Origin of the sequence: Clostridium sp., from assembly GCF_047718555.1 — a bacterium.
In the GTDB taxonomy this organism is placed as follows: domain Bacteria; phylum Bacillota; class Clostridia; order Clostridiales; family Clostridiaceae; genus Clostridium_I.
Genome location: NZ_JBDNRK010000002.1, coordinates 148,928 through 169,648 on the forward strand (window position 1 = coordinate 148,928; position 20,721 = coordinate 169,648).

General features: G+C 31.0%; 21 protein-coding genes and 1 riboswitch. Of the genes, 4 read left to right on the top strand and 17 right to left on the bottom strand.

Annotation, left to right across the window (positions count from 1 at the left end; genetic code table 11):
- The 6 genes from ABF633_RS01450 to ABF633_RS01475 all read right to left on the bottom strand — a co-directional run bounded on the left by ABF633_RS01450 (position 1) and on the right by ABF633_RS01475 (position 6,286).
- Positions 1-675, bottom strand: a complete 675-nt coding sequence (locus ABF633_RS01450) for an ABC transporter ATP-binding protein (RefSeq protein ID WP_415521292.1) — start codon at positions 673-675, stop codon at positions 1-3.
- 73 nt (positions 676-748) lie between these two features.
- Positions 749-2,008: a sensor histidine kinase gene (locus ABF633_RS01455; protein WP_415521294.1), complete on the bottom strand. Its 1,260-nt coding sequence runs from the start codon at positions 2,006-2,008 to the stop codon at positions 749-751.
- Positions 2,005-2,697 (bottom strand): response regulator transcription factor, encoded by a 693-nt coding sequence (locus ABF633_RS01460; protein WP_415521295.1) that lies wholly within the window; start codon positions 2,695-2,697, stop codon positions 2,005-2,007. Before ABF633_RS01460 ends, ABF633_RS01455 begins: the two co-directional genes overlap by 4 nt.
- Before the next feature lie 173 nt (positions 2,698-2,870).
- Positions 2,871-4,091, bottom strand: a complete 1,221-nt coding sequence (locus tag ABF633_RS01465; protein ID WP_415521297.1) for a multidrug effflux MFS transporter — start codon at positions 4,089-4,091, stop codon at positions 2,871-2,873.
- 125 nt (positions 4,092-4,216) lie between these two features.
- Positions 4,217-4,903: a response regulator transcription factor gene (locus tag ABF633_RS01470; protein ID WP_415521299.1), complete on the bottom strand. Its 687-nt coding sequence runs from the start codon at positions 4,901-4,903 to the stop codon at positions 4,217-4,219.
- Positions 4,904-5,083: 180 nt separating this feature from the next.
- Positions 5,084-6,286: an ATP-binding protein gene (locus ABF633_RS01475; protein WP_415521300.1), complete on the bottom strand. Its 1,203-nt coding sequence runs from the start codon at positions 6,284-6,286 to the stop codon at positions 5,084-5,086.
- Positions 6,287-6,705: 419 nt separating this feature from the next.
- On the opposite strand from ABF633_RS01475, the gene ABF633_RS01480 reads away from it, so the two are divergent.
- Both ABF633_RS01480 and ABF633_RS01485 read left to right on the top strand, forming a co-directional pair.
- Positions 6,706-7,617: an ABC transporter ATP-binding protein gene (locus tag ABF633_RS01480; protein ID WP_415521302.1), complete on the top strand. Its 912-nt coding sequence runs from the start codon at positions 6,706-6,708 to the stop codon at positions 7,615-7,617.
- 2 nt (positions 7,618-7,619) lie between these two features.
- Positions 7,620-8,444 (top strand): ABC transporter permease, encoded by an 825-nt coding sequence (locus ABF633_RS01485; protein ID WP_415521304.1) that lies wholly within the window; start codon positions 7,620-7,622, stop codon positions 8,442-8,444.
- Positions 8,445-8,717: 273 nt separating this feature from the next.
- Here ABF633_RS01485 and ABF633_RS01490 read toward each other — a convergent pair whose 3' ends face one another.
- From ABF633_RS01490 to ABF633_RS01535, 10 genes are all read right to left on the bottom strand, one after another.
- Complete coding sequence (locus tag ABF633_RS01490) at positions 8,718-9,659, bottom strand: DUF4097 domain-containing protein (RefSeq protein ID WP_415521306.1); 942 nt, start codon at positions 9,657-9,659, stop codon at positions 8,718-8,720.
- A 4-nt stretch (positions 9,660-9,663) separates the two neighbouring features.
- The gene (locus ABF633_RS01495; RefSeq protein WP_415521308.1) at positions 9,664-10,320 is read right to left on the bottom strand and encodes a permease prefix domain 1-containing protein; all 657 of its coding nucleotides are present in this window, start codon (positions 10,318-10,320) and stop codon (positions 9,664-9,666) included.
- Entirely contained in the window at positions 10,313-10,654 is a 342-nt protein-coding gene (locus tag ABF633_RS01500; protein ID WP_415521310.1) for a PadR family transcriptional regulator, read from the bottom strand. Before ABF633_RS01500 ends, ABF633_RS01495 begins: the two co-directional genes overlap by 8 nt.
- 290 nt (positions 10,655-10,944) lie before the next feature.
- Positions 10,945-12,261, bottom strand: a complete 1,317-nt coding sequence (locus tag ABF633_RS01505; RefSeq protein WP_415521312.1) for a nitrogenase component 1 — start codon at positions 12,259-12,261, stop codon at positions 10,945-10,947.
- Positions 12,245-13,726, bottom strand: a complete 1,482-nt coding sequence (locus ABF633_RS01510; protein WP_415521314.1) for a nitrogenase component 1 — start codon at positions 13,724-13,726, stop codon at positions 12,245-12,247. The genes ABF633_RS01505 and ABF633_RS01510 overlap by 17 nt, the downstream gene beginning before the upstream one ends.
- 279 nt (positions 13,727-14,005) lie before the next feature.
- The gene (locus ABF633_RS01515) at positions 14,006-14,308 is read right to left on the bottom strand and encodes an MTH1187 family thiamine-binding protein (protein WP_415521316.1); all 303 of its coding nucleotides are present in this window, start codon (positions 14,306-14,308) and stop codon (positions 14,006-14,008) included.
- 94 nt (positions 14,309-14,402) lie between these two features.
- A complete protein-coding gene (locus ABF633_RS01520; RefSeq protein ID WP_415521318.1) occupies positions 14,403-14,882 on the bottom strand; it encodes a hypothetical protein in 480 nt (159 codons plus the stop codon).
- Between the two features lie 191 nt (positions 14,883-15,073).
- Positions 15,074-15,568 carry a thiol peroxidase gene (tpx, locus tag ABF633_RS01525; RefSeq protein WP_415521320.1) on the bottom strand — a complete coding sequence of 165 codons (495 nt, stop codon included), beginning with the start codon at positions 15,566-15,568 and terminating at the stop codon, positions 15,074-15,076.
- Between the two features lie 621 nt (positions 15,569-16,189).
- Positions 16,190-16,477 carry a putative quinol monooxygenase gene (locus tag ABF633_RS01530; protein ID WP_415521322.1) on the bottom strand — a complete coding sequence of 96 codons (288 nt, stop codon included), beginning with the start codon at positions 16,475-16,477 and terminating at the stop codon, positions 16,190-16,192.
- A gap of 240 nt (positions 16,478-16,717) precedes the next feature.
- On the bottom strand, positions 16,718-17,662 hold the full coding sequence (locus tag ABF633_RS01535) for a hydroxyacid dehydrogenase (protein WP_415521324.1): 945 nt from the start codon (positions 17,660-17,662) through the stop codon (positions 16,718-16,720).
- A 213-nt stretch (positions 17,663-17,875) separates the two neighbouring features.
- Between ABF633_RS01535 and ABF633_RS01540 the strand changes: the two genes are divergently transcribed.
- Positions 17,876-18,502 carry a hypothetical protein gene (locus ABF633_RS01540; protein ID WP_415521335.1) on the top strand — a complete coding sequence of 209 codons (627 nt, stop codon included), beginning with the start codon at positions 17,876-17,878 and terminating at the stop codon, positions 18,500-18,502.
- A 242-nt stretch (positions 18,503-18,744) separates the two neighbouring features.
- Here the strand turns inward: ABF633_RS01540 and ABF633_RS01545 are convergent, their stop codons facing one another.
- Positions 18,745-18,930 carry a hypothetical protein gene (locus ABF633_RS01545; RefSeq protein WP_415521326.1) on the bottom strand — a complete coding sequence of 62 codons (186 nt, stop codon included), beginning with the start codon at positions 18,928-18,930 and terminating at the stop codon, positions 18,745-18,747.
- A gap of 362 nt (positions 18,931-19,292) precedes the next feature.
- Positions 19,293-19,465: riboswitch (Lysine riboswitch) on the top strand.
- A 96-nt stretch (positions 19,466-19,561) separates the two neighbouring features.
- Here ABF633_RS01545 and asd point away from each other — a divergent pair.
- Positions 19,562-20,641 carry an aspartate-semialdehyde dehydrogenase gene (gene asd / locus ABF633_RS01550; RefSeq protein ID WP_415521328.1) on the top strand — a complete coding sequence of 360 codons (1,080 nt, stop codon included), beginning with the start codon at positions 19,562-19,564 and terminating at the stop codon, positions 20,639-20,641.
- The last annotated feature ends 80 nt before the right edge of the window (positions 20,642-20,721 follow it).

Sequence of the window (20,721 nt, forward strand, 5' to 3'; positions counted from 1 at the left end):
TTATACCTCCCCCGCTTTAATTTTTCCATCTTCTATTCTGATTACCCTATCTCCCATCTGAGCAATTTTATCATCATGAGTTATCATAATTAAGGTTTGATGATACTTTTTAACAGACATTTTAAGAAGAGACATTACCTCCTGGGCTGTTTTAGAATCAAGATTTCCCGTTGGCTCATCTGCAAGTATTATTGATGGCTTTGAGGCAAGAGCTCTTGCAATGGCTGTACGCTGCTGCTGTCCTCCCGATATTGCATTTGGAAGCGAATTCTTCTTATGATAAATATCTAAAGTTTCCATAAGCTCTCTCACATAGACTTCATCAACTTCCTTATCGTCAAGTCCTATGGGTAAAATAATATTCTCCCTCACATTTAAAATCGGCACAAGATTATATGCTTGAAAAACAAAGCCTATCTTTCTTCTTCTGAATATAGCAAGCTTCTCATCATCCATTGAAAATATATCATTATTTTCAATAATAACTTTTCCTGAAGTAGGTCTATCTAGTCCTCCAATCATGTTCAGAAGAGTACTTTTACCAGAACCTGAAGTTCCTATTATAACCACAAATTCTCCCTCTTCTACACTTAAGTTGATATCATCCACTGCTTTAACTAAATTTTCATCTTTCCCATAATGCTTTTTTAGTGACTTTGTCTCCAATATTTTCATAAACATTACCTCTCTTTGATATTTTTAATATAGTTAGAGGATAACATTGATAAATTACAACTTACTTTCAAGATTACTTACATTTTTGTAAGAAAAGACTGAATTTACTTCCCTTACCTAATAAAGAATCAACTATTATACTTCCACCCTGTTCCTCCAGTATCTTTCTGGAAAGGTATAGACCTACACCAGACCCTTCCTCTTCTTGAACTAAATCAGAGTTACCTCTAAAAAATCTCTTGAAAATTTTATTGAAATCTTCTTTTGCAATACCTATTCCACTATCTTTAATATCAATTCTTATATAAGAATTTAATTTGGCAACACTTATGTTTATTTCCCCATTTTTATATGAATATTTTACTGCATTTTCAAGTACATTAATTATAGCTTCCTTAGTCCATTTAACATCGTGACAAATGAAATTTTCTTCAATAGGATTAACTATTATGTTAATATTTTTATATAAAGCCTTTGAATATACACCCTCAACCGCCTTATATATAGTATCTTTTATAGATTTATTTTCTTTTTTTAATTCAATCATGCCAACTTCAAGTCTTGATAGCTTTATAAGGGAATCCACAAGCCACTGAAGCTTTGCTGACTCACTTTTAATTGTCATTAAGAATTCATTTCTTTCCCTGGTATTCAAATTATTATCTTCAATTAGAAGTGAATTAAAAAGCTTGATAGACGCAAGAGGTGTCTTGATTTGATGTGAAATATCAGTAACCAGTGCTTTTATATTTTGTTTTTCTTCTTTTAGTTTTATAAGACTCAAGTCAATTCTTCTTGCCATCTGATAAAACTGAGTAGATATTTTTGATAAAATCCCTTCTCCATAATCTTCTATATTAAATAAATAGTTGCCAGCAGTAATGTTATCAATATTATTTGAAAGCTTTTTCAGGCTTTTTATAAAATATAAACTAAAGTAACTAAAAAGCATCGTACATATAACTAACAGCAGCAATAACATAATAAAATCATTAATAATAAAGCTTTTAAATTCTTTATTAAAATTATCATCATTCCATACTGTTACTGTGCTATCATAGCCATATTTCTTTAAGATCTCTTCTCCATAGCCCAAATCTTTTTCGTTATCATCTTTATTAAGTACTGCTTTTACTATGTCAGTTTCATTTTCAGGATATAATTTTGTAAGACTACCTATTAGTTCTCTGTTAAAGTTAATACGTTCATTGTAGATTTTATGAACAGTATAATAATGTGTAAAAAAAATTAAAACCCACATAAAAAGAATACTACCTACTAATAATAGCAATAATTTTTTTAATAATGGTTCCTCTTTTATATAACTAATCATCCTTTTGCACATCCTTCTATCCACATATATCCTATACCTCTTATATTTTTTATATACTTAGGCTGTGAAGGTATATCTTCTATTTTTTCTCTTAGCCTTCTTATATTTACAGCAATAGTATTCTGATCTACAAAATTACCTTCAATGTCCCACAATTGACTTAAAAGCTGTTCTTTAGTTATGATGTGCTGTGCATTATCCATTAGATATTTTAAAAGCTTAAGCTCAGTTTTGCTTAAAATTAACTCTTTATCCTTTTTCAAGACCTTCATATCCTTTACAGAAAAAACTATGTCTCTAGAAAATAATCTTTCTCCATATTCTTCACCAGAATTTCTTCTAAGAAGAGCATTTATCTTTGACATCAATACCATGAGACTAAAGGGTTTAACTATGTAATCATCAGCCCCTAGATCAAGTCCTGTAACAATATCCGTTTCCCGATCGCAGGCAGTAAGGAATACAATAAGTACTTTGCTCTTTTTTCTCACTTCACTGCAGAAATCAAAACCATCACCATCAGGTAGCCCCACATCAAGCAAAATAAGATCAATATTATTGTTATTAAATATTTTCCAGGCTTCTTTAACTGTTTTAGCTGAAAAAACCTTGTAGCCTTCTTTGTCTAATTTAAAGCTAATACCTCTATTTAAAGATTTGTCATCTTCTACTAGCAAAATATTTTTCATATAATCACCCGATACAATTATAGCATAGCAATACAACAACAATTAGTAAATCAAAGCAATAGACTTAATAATATAAAAATAACTCCGATAAGTAGATTTAAAAAAGTATTTTAACTATATCTACTTATCGGAGTATTATTTAAACAAAAATTCTATATATCAATTCATTTAATTTAAACATTATTTATAAAAGATTTCTTTTGTACTAAAATCCAAAGCACTAAACTTATTAAAGCAATAACTACGTACATAGAACCCATCACAAAAATTCTGTTTCCAAAATTCAAAGAAATAAGCATCATTCCTATACTGCCCATAAAGGTATATGAAAAACTCATAAGTGATGCAGCAGTACCTGTATCTTCACGCTGCTGTTCCAATATTAAATTAGTACTTGGTGGTCTTATTAAATTTCCTGCCAAAGTGGCTGGCAATATTGATAATGCAAATAACCATGGTGAAAATTTTCCTATAGTTATGATTAATATACCGCTTACAACAATTATTCCAAAACAAGTAGTAATAATCGGATTATTTTTATAATGCTTTGATAATCTCATATAAAACAGTGGTGCAATTACTGAGAATACTGCATTAAAAGCATAAAAATAACTGTAAGCCTGCTCACTCAAGCCAAAACCATCCACATAAATGTATGATGACATAGATATATATGCCAGCATTGGAAGCATTTGAATTGAAAAAATAATGAGAAGAACTGTAAATCTAGGATTTTTAATTACTACTCCTATTCTACCAACAGTCTGAAATATATTTCCATTGTTACGCTTAGCTATTGTCTCCTGCATAAATACCCCACCTACTATTGCTATAATACCCACAAAAGATAATATCCAAAACACCCCATGCCAGGAAGTTATCTTTAATACTAGAGCACCTAAAACAGGGGCAATTACCGGTGCCAGCATTGCCATTGACTGAACCAAAGCTAAAATAGATACACGTTTCCTTCCATCATAAGAATCTTTTATCATTGCCACTGATACAGAAACTGCTGCACCACTTCCAATAGCTTGCAGAATACGAAATACAATAAGCTGATAAACAGCTGCAGAATTTGCGCATAATATACTTGCTAAAGTATAAATAATTAGTCCGGATAATAGTATTGGTCTTCTGCCATATTTATCGCTTAAAGGTCCCCAAAACAACATTCCTCCAGCATAAAAAATAAAGAAAAATATCAACGTTAAATTTAATAAAGCAATATTAGTATGAAAGCTTTCAACCATACTTGGTAGAGCAGGCAGGTATAAGTCCGTAGACAGAGGCACAAATGCACCGAGAAATGCAATAAATACTACAAAGCCTCTATCCCCTAAGTACTTCTGCCTCTTTGAATTATTATAATTTATTTTTTCTGATGTATTCATTTAAACCGTTACTTTATTAAATCTACTAAAATATAATATTCTATATTTATCTTAAAACTTTAGCATTCTATTTTTAGTAAATTAATAACGGAGGTTCACCGCCTTTTCTTAAATTGTAATAAATTTTATAATTTAAACCTATAACCAGTTCCCCATAATGTTTCTATAAGCTCTGGGTTTGAAGGATCCTTTTCTATCTTCTTTCTTATCTTTTGGATATGGACAGCTACAGTTGCCATATCACCGCAAAATTCATCCCCCCATATTCTATCAAAAATATGTTCCTTAGTAAAAACAATATTAGGATTTGAAGCAAAAAATAGTAATATTCCATACTCCTTGGAAGTCAATTGAACCTCTTTCCCGTTAACAGAAACTCTATGTGAAGCTGTATTTATTTCTAATCCACCATGGCTTATAATATCTGAAGATACATTACGACCTTTAAGTCTCTCATATCTACCTATATGAGATTTTATTCTAGCCATAAGCTCAGCTGGGCTAAAGGGTTTAGTCAGATAATCATCTGCACCAAAATTTAAACCTCTTATTTTATCTATATCCTCTGTTCTTGCAGAAACCACAATTACAGGTATTTCAAATTTCTTTCTGATTTCTTTTATTATCTCAAAGCCGTCTTTTCCTGGAAGCATTAAATCTACAATTACTACATCGTACAATCCCTGTAATGCCATTTTAAGTCCCTCAATGCCATCTTGAGCAATTTCTGATTCAAATCCATTTAGCTCTAAATAATCTCTTTCCATTTCCGCTATATTTAAATCATCTTCAATTATTAAAATCTTTTTCATTACTATCCTCCTTGTATAAGCCCAGCTTAGTCATGATTTATCTAATAGCTATTCACTGTAACACTATACCTTCAGCTCAACTAGAAAACGATAAACACAGAACAAATTTTGTTTTAACAATTTTACCCAAATACTTCATTGCAAAAATTTCAATAGAAAATATCATGGCTGCTGTTCATCTTACAATTGTTTATCTCTTGGAAACATTACAGTAAAACAAGTACCCTTTATTTCTTCACTTTCAACTTTAATTTTACCTTTATGAGCTTCTATCAATTCCTTAGCTATGGCAAGCCCAAGTCCTGTACTCATTAAATCCTTAGTTCTGGCATAGTCTATCCTATAGAATCTATTAAAAATGTGCTGAAGCTTATCCTTTGGTATAGTTGGCCCATTATTATGTATATCAATACATACATAATCTTCTTGCTGATATAAATTAACCTTTATTTGTAAATTATCTCTCAAGCCATATTTCATAGCGTTACCAATAATATTTCTGAATATTTGATGCACTCTTTTTCTATCAATACTTATATTAAAAGATTGAAGTAATTCATTGTCATAATAAAATTCTATACCTTTATCTTCTAACTCATATTTAAATTCCTCCATTACATCTTCCATAAAAGCACTAACATCTATTTTTTCTAAATTTAGCTCTAATTTATCCATATCTAATTTTGAAAATAAAAAAAGATCATCTATTAATTTATTCATGTAAATGGCATTATTATATATTATATGGTGATATTTATTTATTTTATCCTGTGTTATTTCATCCATCTCCAGCATAGTTTCAATATATCCCTGAATTGATGTAATTGGTGTCTTAAGATCATGTGAAATATTTGCTACAAGCATTCTTCTATTTTCCTCGTAAGCTTTCTTCAATCGTTCCCCTTCACTAAGTTTTTTTGCCATTTCGTTAAAAGAATCCACTAAATCTTTTATTTCACTGCTAACCTCATTTTCTACAGCAACCTGGTAATTCCCCTTTGAGATTTCATCTACACCCTTTTTTAATTGACTTATAGGCTTTAGTATCCTTTTTTCCAAGCTCCTATTAAATATAAATTGATGAAGTCCACCAAATCCAATGATTATAGCGAAACCAACAGCAGCTGCTTTTACACCAAAATATCTGAATATCAAAAACCAAACAATTATATTAAAAATTATAGTAAATATACGTGAATATTTAACATGTCTATAATACCACTCAAATCCATTGGCTTCCATATATTCTTTTTTAATTTTTCTATTGATTTCATCCTGTATTTTATGAAATTTTTCATGATTTTTTTTTGCTCTATTTCTATATTGACGCAATAGAGCAATTCCTTTATGAATAACTTCCATAAATTTTGTATTTTTCTTCATTCTATCACCTTATTTCTTCATAAATATATTTGTCTTTAATATATAGGTATCCAACAAAACATTGATAAATCTTGGTTATCATCGTAAGAAATTTATCTAATTATACAGTCTACTTGTTAAGTACGAACTATGTATAATTTTAAAGGTAAATATTAAAAATCCTTTAAATCAATTATAAAGATTTTATAAAAATTATTCTCTTTACAACATATAAATTACTATTTTAACTCAATCTCAATTATATAATAAACTTCTGATAATATAATAATTATTGTTTTCTAACTAACTGTGTATAGATAATTTAATAATTAAAAATTTAAATAATTTTATAAAATCTTTAGAAACACTTTAAGTGAAATTTATAATAAGCCATTAATATAAGACACATAGACAATACACAAAACAGGAGGTTTAACATTATGTCAAACATAATTGAAGTGAAAAATTTCACTAAAAAATTTGGTGATTTCGTTGCTGTAGATGATATTTCCTTTACTGTGGAAGAAGGTTCTATTTTTGGCTTTCTTGGTTCCAATGGTGCCGGTAAAAGCACAACTATTAACGCTCTTTGTACTATATTAGATAAGACTAAAGGAGATCTAAAGATCAATGGATATGATATATCCAAACAAAAAGATAAAGTTAGAAATGAAATAGGCATAGTATTTCAGGAATCAACTTTGGACAGTAAATTGACAATTGAAGAGAATATAAAATTTCACTGTGAATTCTATAATGTTCCCAAGAATGAAATTAAGGAACGTATTGATTTTGTATTAAACCTGGTTGATCTTACAGACTGGAGAAAAGCTCCTGTTGGAAGTCTTTCTGGAGGTATGAAAAGAAGAGTGGAACTAGCAAGGGGACTTGTTCATTATCCAAAGGTTCTATTCCTAGACGAGCCTACTACGGGACTTGATCCTCAGACCAGAGCAAATATATGGAGCTATATTTATAAATTACAGAAGGAAAAGAATATTACTATTTTTTTAACTACACATTATATGGATGAAGCTGAAATATGTAACAAAGTAGCTATTATGAATCACGGAAAAATAGTAGCCTATGACAGTCCTTATAATCTAGAAAAGAAATATACTTCAAATGTAACTAGAATTAAAGTTTCCAATAATGATCTACTTGTCCAATACCTTGATGCAAATTCCATAAATTATAAGCTCACTGACGATTTATTTAAAATATACTCAACAGAATTAAAAGATATATTATCAATGGTATCCATATTCAAAGACTCTATTACAGACTTTGAAACAACTAAAGGAACCCTTAACGATGTATTTTTAGCTGTAACTGGAAAGGAGATAGGATAACTATGCGTGGAATGTTTGCTATTCTAAAAAGAAATTTAACTAATTTTGTAAGAGATAAACTTAGACTGGTATTTTCAATAATTATGTCTGTGTTCTTTTTATTCGTTTTTTCCTTTGTAATGAAATCTTCCACTGCTGGAATTGCTCAGCCACTTAATTATCTGATTTCAGGGATAATTATTATGACAGTATTCCAAGCGGCTCTAAGTAACTCCACAAGTATAATTGAAGATATGTCCATGGGCTTTATGAAAGAGATTATAGTTTCTCCTATTAAAAGGTGGCAAATATCAATAGGACAAGTTCTTTCAGCAACAACTATAGCTTTTATTCAGGGGTTACTGGTTATTATATTAGGTATGTTCATGGGACTAAAACTAGATGCACTGCAATTTCTGGCAATGTGTGGAGTTATGGCACTAGTTGGCTTAACTTTTAGTTCTATTGGTTTATTTCTAGCTTCTCTGGCAAAGAGCTCTACAACCTTCCAGATAATGATTACTGTATTTACTTTTCCCCTGACTTTTTTATCTGGTGCTTATATACCAACTACACTTATGCCAAAGATAATTCGCCCTCTAGTTTATATTAATCCCTTAACTTATACAACTTCAATTTTCAGATATATTACCTTAAGTATGGGAAATCTCAGTACAGAAGCCTTAGTAAAGGCAGGAGTGGCTTTTAATATTCATGGCTTTATAATAAAACCTTATTATGGTCTATTTATTATACTTGGCATGGGTGCCATTTTCTTTATTCTATGTGTTATGAAATTCAATAAAGCTGATTTTTCAAATGTAAAGGCCTTTAATCCACATAAATAGCATATAAAATTATAGAAAACAATGTGAAAATTTATTATTGATAAAATGGTAATTGTAGATAATTTTTATCTTATCATAATTAATTATTAAAGTTATTTATATACTTAGAAGGAGATAGCTCACAATACATATATGTGCATTGTGAGCCATCTCCTTAGCTATTTTAATTAGAAACTAATTGATAAAATCTCATTTTTGATAATTGAATTATGCTGTTATCTCCCACTTTGATAGAAGTTGGGAGTATTACGGATGATAGTCATCGGATAAGCCCTAATTACTTCTTATATCTATATCTCCCGAGTTTGTATTGGCATTGATCTTCTTGTAAGGCCCACTGCCAACCTGAGCCGTGGCTTCATTTCCTCTCTTGCTTTTATAACTTAAGTCAAAATTTGAGTTTATATCTCCTGAACTACATTTCCCGGCAAACTGAAAACTTAGTTCCTTTGGAATTAGCAATTTAACATCTCCTGATTGTGCACTAACATTTGAATATTCATTAATATCTTTATAGCTTATTGTTATATCACCAGAAGCTGCTTCTACCTCGCCAGATCCAGAAAGAGAATTTATCTTAACGTCTCCTGAAGAAATATCAACTTTATAACTTTTACTCATTAAATCTCCTATAGAAATATCTCCTGAACTAGACTTTAGAATAATATTATTTGCACTTATATTATTTTTTCCATAAAAATCTCCTGAACTTGTAAAACAATTTATATTATTTAGTTCTATATCTGAATTGAATACAACATCACCAGAAGCTGAACGTATATCTAAATCCTTAGTGTAAGTTTTAGGTATATATACTTCAATTTTTTCTCCAAAGTTTCCAAAATTAAATATACTAAATATCATATCAGAAGTATTCCTTTTAATTGTAACAGTATTATTTTCCTTACTAATTGTAAATTTTTGTTCCTCTTTTAGCTCACTGCTGGCCTTTTGAACAACTCTAAGATTAGGTTCATCTGTAGTCTGCACTATTATATCTGCACTTGAAAAATCTACATTTATTTTATTAAAATTATCTAAGGGTATATTTTCATCCTTTTGAACTGTAGAGGCAGATACATCTCTCCATTTGAAAAAACTAAAAACATCTCCCGCACTTTTGTTATAGTGTATAGCGTATGCAAGAAAGCCTGTAAGTCCAACTGCAATAGCCAACCATATTCCAATTAATATTTTTATTAAATTCCTATTCATATTATCACTTCCTCAATTGAAATGCTAAAGTGATAGCTCTCTCTATGGCAGCCCCTATAATAAATATAACCCAGGAATATGCCCAGCTTCCAAATTGAAAGCTTAAAACAAAATAGAGAACAACAATAATCATCCACAATATAGATTTTATAGATTTAAGAATTTCTCTTTCCTTATTATTGGCAGATTTCCACTCTTTAAATTCTTCCACTATGGTATCATCAGCTTTTAAATACTTAGGACGTGAAATTGCATTATATATTATGAGACAGGTGGCTACTGCATCTATTGTAAGCATTATACATACTGCAATATTATCATCCACTTGGAAAACTTCAGTACACAATATTAATATCACTACACTCATAATATAGAGTCCTATAGAAGCAGATAAAATTAACGCACTTTTTTTTCTGTCCTTTTGTATTTGTGCATAATCAAGTACATCCTTTTCCTTTAGTCCTCTTATAAGTTCGTCTACATCTCCAATACCTGAGATTGCAATATTAAAGGCTTCCTCTTCACTTTTTCCTGTGGCTACTAAATCATTATATTTATCCATAAGATTAGCTAATAATTCTTCTTTCAGTTCCCTCGCCCTATTAGTCTCTGGTGCATTTTCAAATAACTCATCTACCTTTTTACGAAATTTTTCATACATCTTCATTACCTCCATAAATCAATTTATCAATTATCTGTTTTGCTTCTTCCCAGTCAGATTTATTTTGTTTTAAGGCTGCTTTCCCTAGCGCTGTTATGGAATAATATCGTCTTCTTGCCCCTGTAGTCTCATTACCCCAATAGGAAGCTATTAGGCCATTCTGCTCTAACCTTCTAAAAGCTGAATATAGGGTTGCCTCTTTTAATTCATATTGATTGTTTGTTTTTTGCTGTATTGATTTGTTAATCTCATAGCCATAGCTGTCTTTATCTTCCAAATGTGATAGAATTATTGTTTCTGTATGACCTCTTATTATGTCTGAAGTTATAGACATACCCTCACTCCTCTCTTAAATAATAAATTATTTTGTTATTATACTTATATTATAAATAAATATACCTCACCTGTCAATGTATATTTATATGGAGTATATATTAAATCATTAAATCTAAAGATTATATTCTCAAAAAAATAAGAGCTAGATATAAGATTAATTTCAACCTTATATCTAGCTCTTATATCATTAAACTCTATTCCCAAGATAGAGTTTTGCAACGCGTGCCTAAAACCACTCAGCATGGTTTTTTCCAATCTTTACATCCCTAGGGTGCATTTTTCCCCAGTTTATTTGTAAGTATCAAGTACTCTATCATATATATCTTCAATAACTCTTAATCCACCATTGTAACCAGCATATCCACAATTGAGAATCAATCTGTAATTTACTGGTGCACTTACAATTAAAAGGTCTGCTCCAATATCCTTTGCAAGATCTCTTTCCCAGCCGCTGCCAAGTATTAATGCTCTATTATTTTGAGGTTCTTTTCTTATTTCTTCCTGAACTTCTCCTCCATCAATAGAGAAAGTAACCTCTGCAGACCTATAAGGGGATATGGTTTTAAATTGATCAATTATTTGCTGTTGATACTTTTGAGGAGTATCATCAATTACAAATTGTTTAGCTGGTATAATCCCCAGTTCATTTAAAAGAAATTTTGAAAATCCAACAGCATAGCTTGCATCAAGTATAGTATAGAATCTTCTTGGAATACCATATCTAAATTCCAGCATGAAGTCTGCAGTTCTTTCAATATGAGTATAAAATTTTTCTTCTTCTTTGGTAATAAAAGCTTCTACTTTAGTTTTATCCAGCTTCGCATAGTCTCCTACCTGTCTTAGGAATTTTGAAGTTTCTCCACCACCTATAGGAAGGTATGGAAAATGGAAATATGGTGTATTATATTTATCTTTAAGATGATCAGCTATATTAAGTCCAACCCAGGAGTTTACTACAATATTGAATTCTGCCTTAGGAATTGTCTTCCACTCTTCAACTCCATTGGATTCATTACCAAATAGTATATTAACTTTAAGACCTATACCTTGAAGAATCCTCTTTATTTCTTCAAGATTACCATTCCAATAAGGATCCTGATAGGGAATAGTTGCAAATACATTTACAAGTCCCTTTTCTACGGTTTTATCTTCCGCAAACTTATCCACATATTGATCAATTATAGCATTTACAACAATATCATGACTTATATAATTATTACTTTTGAAACCTCCCGTTTCAGCAAAGACAATTGGCCTATCCTGTTTCTGATATTCACCAGTAACACTCTCTATATTGTCTCCCACAATATCAGATGTGCATCCTGAAAGTACCACATATAGATCTGCATCTATAACCTTAAATGCACCATCAATTACTGTTCTCAGTTTTTTTTCTCCGCCAAATACAATTTCTGATTCACTGGAATTAGTACAAGGTATTGTACTGCCTCCTGCATACCCTTCACCCTGGCCTATTAGCCTGCTTATTTTTGTACTGCATCCCGGACCTGCATGCACTACTGGTACAGCTCTCTTTATAGCTACTATAGTCTGCTGTACCCCCAGCGCGCAGGAGTACCTTGGCTGCTCAATAATTCTTGACATGTGCTCCACCTCCAAGAAAAGTAAATGGATCCTGCTCTAGCCACCATTTTGTATAAGGCATACTGCTATGCTTTGCAAGATTAGTTACAAACTCTTTATTATCTATGGTCTCAGCAATTCTTCCTGCATAATTAAGCACTCCTTGGTATCCAAAACCAAATTGCTCATCTCCAATAAGCAATGTAGGTATGCCTAATTTTGCTCCCCATAAAGTCATTCCACCATGCCTTGCAATCATAATATCAGGTCTTACTCTATTAAGAATATTAACCAGCTCATAGGACTGCTTGTTGCATACATTATAGTTTTTAATATCACCATAATTCTTAACGTCCTGAGCCAGAGCATCAGAAGTTTTATCCCCATTATCATATATTGGATCATGGTGAAAAATAGCTGCTCCCTGCACTTCTAGTCCCAATTCTCTAAGCAGTGCAATTATAGCGTGACCATGGGCCGCCCCTGCTGTAAGATAAGCAGTTTTACCTTTTAGCAATTCTCTATATTCGTTGAGTTTAGGTATTACTCTTTCATGTTCCTCATTTATAATTTCTTCTATTTCTTTTTCCTTATTAAGAACTTTCCCAAGATCTCTTAGCCATTGATCTGTACCAGCTATTCCATAGGCAGGTGGTGATTTTATTTCTGGAACACCATATACCTGTTCTAAAGCTGCTCCCATATAGGTTCCAAGGGTTGAGCATACCTGAATAGTTGCTGCTGCTTCTGATATATATTCTAAATCTGCAACTGTAGAAAAAGGTACAACATATTGAGCCTCATAGCCTATTCTATTGAGAATATCATCGAAAATATGGCTGCCCCAAAAATTTATAATGTTTACCTTGTTAGTCTTTTTTCTTGGTGGCTTTACTATTTTTCTAACTATTGCATGATAAGCTGAATCAAAGCCTGAAGTCCATATCTTTGATCTGAAGCCTTCACAAAAACATGCAACTACTGGTATACCAAGTTCCTTAGATAATTCTTCAGTTTCAGTCTCTACATCTTCTCCTATTATTCCAGTAGCACAGGAAGTTGTAACAAATATAGCATTAGGCTTTGCTCTTTTATAAGCTTCCCTTACTGTAGCTTTCAGCTTTTCCCCTGCTCCAAAAACTGTATCCTTTTCTTCTATATTGGTATTAAAATATCTTCCATTTGTTGAAGGCAAATCTCTTTGCATTTGTCCTACTCTATACACAAAATTAAAGCCAAAGAAATCCCCTGCACAACCTACAGGAGCATGATTTACCATAGCTGCATCCTTTATCATAGAAAGCTGGCAAAACGCCTGGCCTGAACTACATCCCATGCACTGGCTAAAACTTCTTGAAGAATCCTTAAGTTTTCCAGCCTGAGAACATCTAACAAGTTCATCAGCACTGCCATTAAAACCAGTAATAGAACCAAGACGTTTTTCACGAACTTCAACTTCAGGAATTTTTAAATTTATTTTCCCCATTTATGCTTCCTCCTCATTTCATGATAACCAATGAACCTTTTAGCTCATTATTTATAATAATGTTCCTAATTTTATTCGTACTTATCCAGTCATTAAAGCTTTAGGAAAGATAATGAACTAAGGTTCTTAAAAGTGTAAAAGAGGGTATACTTCTCCTAAGAAGTATACCCTCTGGTTTTTCCAGTCAGATATATCAATAAATGTATATTATACATCATTCCTATTTGTTTAATTGGTTATAATTAATATATGCTAATTTGCTATGTTTGTCAACAGGATTTAATCTAATTTTTCTTTTACTGAATTTAACTTCTGACTCATAGACGCTTCCTTATCTCTTCTGTCATCTATATTTATAGTAGTAAGAACCCTCTGAGCACCATTTTCAAAAGGTATTTCATGCATTTTTCTTATAACCTCCAAAATTACATCCAAATCCCCCTCAAAAACTGTTGCCATAGGTGTAAGCTCATATTTAATGCGCTTTTCATCCTTTAAAATTTTATGACAGCCAGCTACATATTTACTTACACTAGTTGAACCCGTTCCCAGTGGTACTATTGTTGCCTGTGCTATAGCCATGTTAATCACCTCCAAATTAATATTTTCAATTACCAATTTTTACACCCCAGGGGTGTAATTTTTTCCAGCTTTAGTTCATATAATTCTTAAACATTTAAACAAGATAAAACAAATTTTTCTTCTTACTGTCCTCAATCATTGAAAATCTATTGATTATCATATCACCATAATTTTGTGACTCCTCAATGATCCTACTTATAATTTCTTTATTGAATTTACTCTGATTCTCATATTTTATTTCTTTAATGATAGAATATTCTATATGGGCTGGCACATTACCTGCAATATAAAGTGGAAATAAATCTTCTATTATTTTATTTATAAGTGCAAATTCATATATAGACGCATCTATAATGGTGGTTCCCTGAACATTAAAACAGTGAGCATATTGTCTTTTATATCCATTTACTTCTACGAATACCAGTCCTTCTACAGCAGGGACATCCATTCCAAGTTCTCTACAGCATTGGTAAATCAAACCAGATGTTATCTTGCTGCTATTCATTACCTGGTAATTTTTCATAATATACTTGCATAAATTATGAAATAAGTTCATATCTTTATTCATTTTCATCACCATATTTAAAATAACTCTTTAAATTACAATTGTAAAAGCCCATTTAGCTTGTCTAAATAATTTGTTACTACACCATCTATGTTTAAATTCTATCATTCTCTTCATATCTTCATTTGTCTACAAAAGGGTATTCCAAATTTATACTTTGAAATACCCTCTTTAATCTATATGTTTATATCGCCAGTTATCTATTTAGCCTTTTTAGCTGCCTCTAGTATTTCATCATAATTTGGATAATCTGTTATTTCACTTAAATAATTTGCATAAGTAACTTTATTGTCACTGCCTACAACAAAAGCTGTTCTTGCAAGAAGTCCTAGTTCTTTAACATAAGTACCTGTATTTTCACCAAAAGCTCTATCTTTATAGTCTGAAAGGGTAACTACTTTTTCAATGCCTTCTGCACCGCACCATCTTGCTAGAGCAAAAGGTAAATCCATAGATACAGTGTATACAGTAACTCCCTCTATTTCAGCAGCTTTTTCATTAAAAGTTCTTACTTCAAGATCGCATACTGGAGTATCTACAGAAGGAACAGTCAAAAATATTCTGACTCCTTTAGTATCCTTTAATGAAATTGGTGCTAATGAATTATTAGCTGTAATAAAATCCGGGAAGATATCTCCCACCTTTACTTCTTTTCCCTGTAATGTAACTTCATTTCCCTGAAAATCAACTTTCATATACTTTAGCTTATTTATAGTTAGATTTTATTATGTACCTATAACATAATACACTTTAGGCATATTCAAATAAATAACTAGTCAGTATGCTAGCCTATTTTGAATCCTACTGCGTCAACAGACCCCTCAGATAGCCCACTATCATCAGAACCTGTTTCCTTGTATGATTAAAAATATTCGTCGCATCTTTGACTTACTATTTATTTTCACATGCCTTAATAAATAAGCCTTTTCACCTCACTTTATATTTAATATTTAATATTAATTAATATCCTTTATCTATTATTAATTTTACTACACCTACTTAGATTTGTAAACCTAAAATACCAATTTTATCAAATTATCTTTTATTTTCCCTTTTTTAGATTAAACCCATATATATTTTACTCATTTACGCTTTTTCAATTCATGATTTAATACATTATTTAATAATTAAAAATAAGATTTTAATTATTACTTTTAATATTAAAATAGCTAAAAAGCTGCCTTATAATGCATATATATGCATTGTAAGGCAGCCACTTCTACTTTCACTAATATCACATTGAAATTATTCTGAAAATATCAGAAATAACAAAAGATGACTCTACTTATAGCAGGGTCATTAAAAAATCTACAAACTTAAATAGCAAGATTATAAATATTTATATCCATATCCTTTTCCTGAAGCTTAGAAAGTTCTCCCATTGCATTTACAAAATGAGATGTCTTCATATGTTTGTCTAAAGCAGCTTGATCCTTCCATTCTTCTATAAAAGTTAATATCTGTTCATTACTAGCATCTTGATATAAACCATAAGATATATTTTCCTCTTCTTTTCTACTTTCTTCTACCAATCCAGAAGCAACTTCTTTAAACTTGTCTACTTCTCCTGCCTTCACATAACCTTTTGCTACAACTTTAATCATATTATTCTCTTCCTTTCCTCTTTTATATTTAGAATACACTAACTATTATATTTGTAAAATATACAAAGTACAAGTGACAGTAAACCTTAATACTTCTACTAAATCATATGAAAATTCAATCATCATTTGTAGTAATAGTAATTCAATGTTATTCTAAAAGTAAAATATATAAAAATTATACACATTGCAGATAAATCATTAATCCACAATGTGCATAATTTATTTACACATTATATTAAATTAATTTACAGGCCAAGAAATTTCTTTACCACTTAAAACTTCCTGTATACCTATAGCTGGATGCAGTGACATCCTCTTCATTGCTTCTACTGTATGAGCAGCTGCATGAGGAGTTAAGATTACATTATCCAGATTAAATATAGGATTCTCCATAGAAGGTACCTCACCTTCATATACATCCACAGCAGCACCAGCAATCTTCTTATTTTCAAGTGCCTCAATAAGTGCCTCGTTGTCAACAACTTCTCCCCGGGCTGTATTTATTAAAAATGCTCCTGATTTCATAAGTTCAAATTCTCTTTTACCAATCATTTTTCTCGTAGCATCATTAAGTGGAACATGCAAGCTTACAAAATCTGAATTTTCAAGCACATAATCTAGCTTGTTTGTAACTTTTATATCTTCTGATGATTCCATATCAGCAATATTTCTTTTAAATTCTATGATTTTCATTCCAAATCCAACAGATGCTTTTAATGCCACAAGTCTTCCTATATTTCCTGCTCCAATAATTCCAAGAACCTTTCCCTTAAGGTCCATGCCCAGATTTTCTCTTATTTGAAAATTTCCCGTTCTCAATTCTCTATCATATGTAAAAAACTTTTTTGCTAAAGAGATGATAAGACCTATTGTATATTCTGCTACAGTATTTGTATTAGATTCAGGAGAGTTGGTAACCCTTATACCCCGTCTTGTTGCTGCCTCCACATCTATATTGTCTACGCCAACTCCAAATTTAGATATAACCTTTAATTTTTCTCCAGCATTTATAACCCTTGATGTAATATTAGCCATTCGGACAAGTATGGCATCACAATCCTTAACCTCCTCTATAATTGTCTTCTCGGATATATCTGCTGCCATTTTTATTTCATATCCAAATTTTTTTAGATAATCTTTTCCCTCATCATCTATCTCTTCAGTAATTAGTACTTTATAATCCATATACAACGCTCCCTTTAAGTTGGTAATTTTATGTAAAACACTGTTAATTGTATTGTTTTAGTCATAATATTTTACTTTTATAAAAATAAAGTTTACTATTGATATTATATCATTATTTGATAATGGTATCATTTTGTTTATCATTCTGTTATACTTATTTCCATGTTATAAATAATAGAAGAGGTGTTTTACATAAATACAAATTACAAAAATATAGAAAATAAATATGAAATTAGAGACAATGTAGTTTTAATATCCCTACTTAAAAAGGATGGTTCTGAACTTATAGCTAAGATAGATGCCAATGATATGGAAAAAGTTACAAATATGGGGACTTGGTTTGCTGAGTGGCATAAAGACTTTAATAGTTACCTAGCCCAAAATATAAGCTCAACTAAAACTAATAAAAAATCTAAGCCAATAAAACAGAATTTACAAAGCATAATCTTAGATACTAATTCTAAAACTCCCATTAAGCATTTAAACGGTGATACTTTAGACAATAGAAAATGCAATCTAGAAATAGTTGAAAAAAACATTAAGAATGACTATGAAATTGTAGATGAAAAAACAATTGCTGTAATCTTAAGAGATAAGAATGGTAAAGCTTTTTCTAAGGCGTTAATATCTAAAGAGGATTTAAATACTGTAATTACTGATGATTATAGCTGGGTAAAGTATAAAAGCCACAGTGACATTTGTGTAGTAGCCAATACTCCTAGTGGACGAATTTATCTAGATAGAATAATTATGAATCCTAATGATACTGAGACTATTCATCACATTAATCTTAATCCATTAGATAATAGAAGAGTTAATTTGGAGAAGATATCACTATAGCTCATCAATTCATCTAAACTAAGTGGGAGTTTGTATTCCCACTTAGTTTAGATGAATTATCCAGGGACGTGTCGCTGTTATCTCCATCTTTAAACGGTGGAGTGTTACAGCGACTAGTCATCGGATAAAATATTAAAACAGAGGATTTAATACCGAAATTAATTTTACTTTCAGTATTAAATCCTCTATTTTTTATACTAAAATACCCTCCATTAATAATCAATATCTATAAATAATACTAATTACAATAATTCTTTAATTGAACTATCTTCACTTTCCACTTCATATTTTGATGATTTCAACTGAATAACAAATAGAATTAGACCCACCAATGTAACTACAGGTGCAATTAATGTAAGATCTCTCATGGGAAGATAGGCTATAGATAATCCACCTATAAACGCTCCACCTGCATTACCTAAATTCATTGCAGTCAGTACTATTATAACATTTTGATATTACTGATTTTGTATTTAATTCTGTTTAAAACTTTTCATATAACTTTATTACTTTCCATCCGCTGGATCATATCCCACAACAGTCCATATTCTCGTATTATCCTGCCTTACAATTTAATATTTTTTTCTACCTCCATCATAAATTTAACTCCTTTTCTCCTAGCTAGATATTTACAATAATAATGACGTTAAAGAGCTTCTATATGTTGCATTGTTATTTTTAATTAAAAATTTTGTATTTAATTCTACATTTTGTAAAAATAAAATTTTTATAAATAATTGATTAATATTGATTTTTAGTGTACAATAGAAATCACAATATAAATATGAAATTTAGAGATAGAGGCGCGATGCTTAAGAGTACCCTTATGGAGGTAAGCACTATGAAGTATTGGGAAAGGAATCATCGCCGAAGTAAGTAGCTATTGCTTTAACGCTATATTACTGGTTTTGCATATAATATATGTATGACTGTCACAACTTTTTGTGGAGCGCTATCCTGAGCAAGTTTTATTCTTTTTTAATTTATATGAATAAATGAGCCTTGGGTTTAGCCTTGGCTTTTATTTTTTAACAAAATTTATTCTGGAGGGATCTTATAATGAACAAAAAATTAAAAGTAGGTTTACTTGGTGGTACTGGCCTTGTGGGTCAAAGATTTGTAACCCTTCTTGATAACCATCCTTATTTTGAAGTTACAGCCGTTGCAGCAAGCAAACGTTCTGCTGGTAAAAAATATTATGATACTGTAAAAGACAGATGGAAGCTTAGTATACCTATGCCTGATTATATTAAGGATATAGTTGTAAAAGACATTTATGAAATAGATGAAATTGCCAACGAAGTAGATTTTGTATTCTGTGCGGTAGATATGCCTAAAGAAGAAATAAAGAAAATAGAAGAAACTTATGCAAAACACGAAATACCTGTAGTATCAAACAATTCTGCTCATAGATTTACTGAAGATGTTCCTGTTGTTATACCTGAAGTAAACTCAGACCATCTTAAAATAATTGACAAACAAAGAGAAAGACTAGGAACAAAAAAAGGCTTTATCACAGCTAAGCCAAATTGTTCAATCCAAAGTTACGTTCCTGCATTAAGTGCACTTTTGGAATACAAGCCAACTAAAATACTCGTTTGTACTTATCAGGCAATATCAGGCAGTGGAAAAACTTTCAAGGAATTTCCTGAAATACTTGATAATGTTATTCCTTACATTCCTGGTGAAGAAGATAAAAGTGAAAAAGAGCCTCTAAAAGTATGGGGTCATATTGAAGACAATAAAATAGTTTGTGCTGAAAGCCCTGCAATAACTTCTCAGTGTTTAAGAGTACCTGTAGCCGATGGTCATATGGCTGCTGTATTTGTTTCCTTTGAAAATAAGCCTTCAAAAGAGACTATGCTTGAACACTTTAAAAGCTTCAAAGGAAAGCCTCAGCTTTTAGAGCTTCCTACAGCTCCTGAAAACTTCTTAACTTATTTTGAAGATGATTTCAGACCTCAACCAAGACTAGATAGAGAGCTAGAAAAGGGAATGGGAGTAACAATTGGAAGACTTAGAGAAGATACTGTATTTGACTATAAATTCGTATGTCTTTCTCACAACGCACTACGTGGTGCAGCAGGTGGAGCACTTTTAACTGCTGAACTTCTATACAGAGAAGGTTATTTATACTAATAGTAATTCAAATATCAATTTATCTTTATTTGAAGCAAGTTCTTAATTCAGGTGGGGATTCTTTTACCCCATCTGAATTT

Coding starts and splice junctions, on each gene's coding strand:
- ABF633_RS01450 (WP_415521292.1), bottom strand. CDS start 675: ATGAAAATATTGGAGACAAAGTCACTAAAAAAGCATTATGGGAAAGAT.
- ABF633_RS01455 (WP_415521294.1), bottom strand. CDS start 2,008: ATGATTAGTTATATAAAAGAGGAACCATTATTAAAAAAATTATTGCTA.
- ABF633_RS01460 (WP_415521295.1), bottom strand. CDS start 2,697: ATGAAAAATATTTTGCTAGTAGAAGATGACAAATCTTTAAATAGAGGT.
- ABF633_RS01465 (WP_415521297.1), bottom strand. CDS start 4,091: ATGAATACATCAGAAAAAATAAATTATAATAATTCAAAGAGGCAGAAG.
- ABF633_RS01470 (WP_415521299.1), bottom strand. CDS start 4,903: ATGAAAAAGATTTTAATAATTGAAGATGATTTAAATATAGCGGAAATG.
- ABF633_RS01475 (WP_415521300.1), bottom strand. CDS start 6,286: ATGAAGAAAAATACAAAATTTATGGAAGTTATTCATAAAGGAATTGCT.
- ABF633_RS01480 (WP_415521302.1), top strand. CDS start 6,706: ATGTCAAACATAATTGAAGTGAAAAATTTCACTAAAAAATTTGGTGAT.
- ABF633_RS01485 (WP_415521304.1), top strand. CDS start 7,620: ATGCGTGGAATGTTTGCTATTCTAAAAAGAAATTTAACTAATTTTGTA.
- ABF633_RS01490 (WP_415521306.1), bottom strand. CDS start 9,659: ATGAATAGGAATTTAATAAAAATATTAATTGGAATATGGTTGGCTATT.
- ABF633_RS01495 (WP_415521308.1), bottom strand. CDS start 10,320: ATGTATGAAAAATTTCGTAAAAAGGTAGATGAGTTATTTGAAAATGCA.
- ABF633_RS01500 (WP_415521310.1), bottom strand. CDS start 10,654: ATGTCTATAACTTCAGACATAATAAGAGGTCATACAGAAACAATAATT.
- ABF633_RS01505 (WP_415521312.1), bottom strand. CDS start 12,261: ATGTCAAGAATTATTGAGCAGCCAAGGTACTCCTGCGCGCTGGGGGTA.
- ABF633_RS01510 (WP_415521314.1), bottom strand. CDS start 13,726: ATGGGGAAAATAAATTTAAAAATTCCTGAAGTTGAAGTTCGTGAAAAA.
- ABF633_RS01515 (WP_415521316.1), bottom strand. CDS start 14,308: ATGGCTATAGCACAGGCAACAATAGTACCACTGGGAACGGGTTCAACT.
- ABF633_RS01520 (WP_415521318.1), bottom strand. CDS start 14,882: ATGAAAATGAATAAAGATATGAACTTATTTCATAATTTATGCAAGTAT.
- tpx (WP_415521320.1), bottom strand. CDS start 15,568: ATGAAAGTTGATTTTCAGGGAAATGAAGTTACATTACAGGGAAAAGAA.
- ABF633_RS01530 (WP_415521322.1), bottom strand. CDS start 16,477: ATGATTAAAGTTGTAGCAAAAGGTTATGTGAAGGCAGGAGAAGTAGAC.
- ABF633_RS01535 (WP_415521324.1), bottom strand. CDS start 17,662: ATGGATTATAAAGTACTAATTACTGAAGAGATAGATGATGAGGGAAAA.
- ABF633_RS01545 (WP_415521326.1), bottom strand. CDS start 18,930: ATGAATTTAGGTAATGCAGGTGGAGCGTTTATAGGTGGATTATCTATA.
- asd (WP_415521328.1), top strand. CDS start 19,562: ATGAACAAAAAATTAAAAGTAGGTTTACTTGGTGGTACTGGCCTTGTG.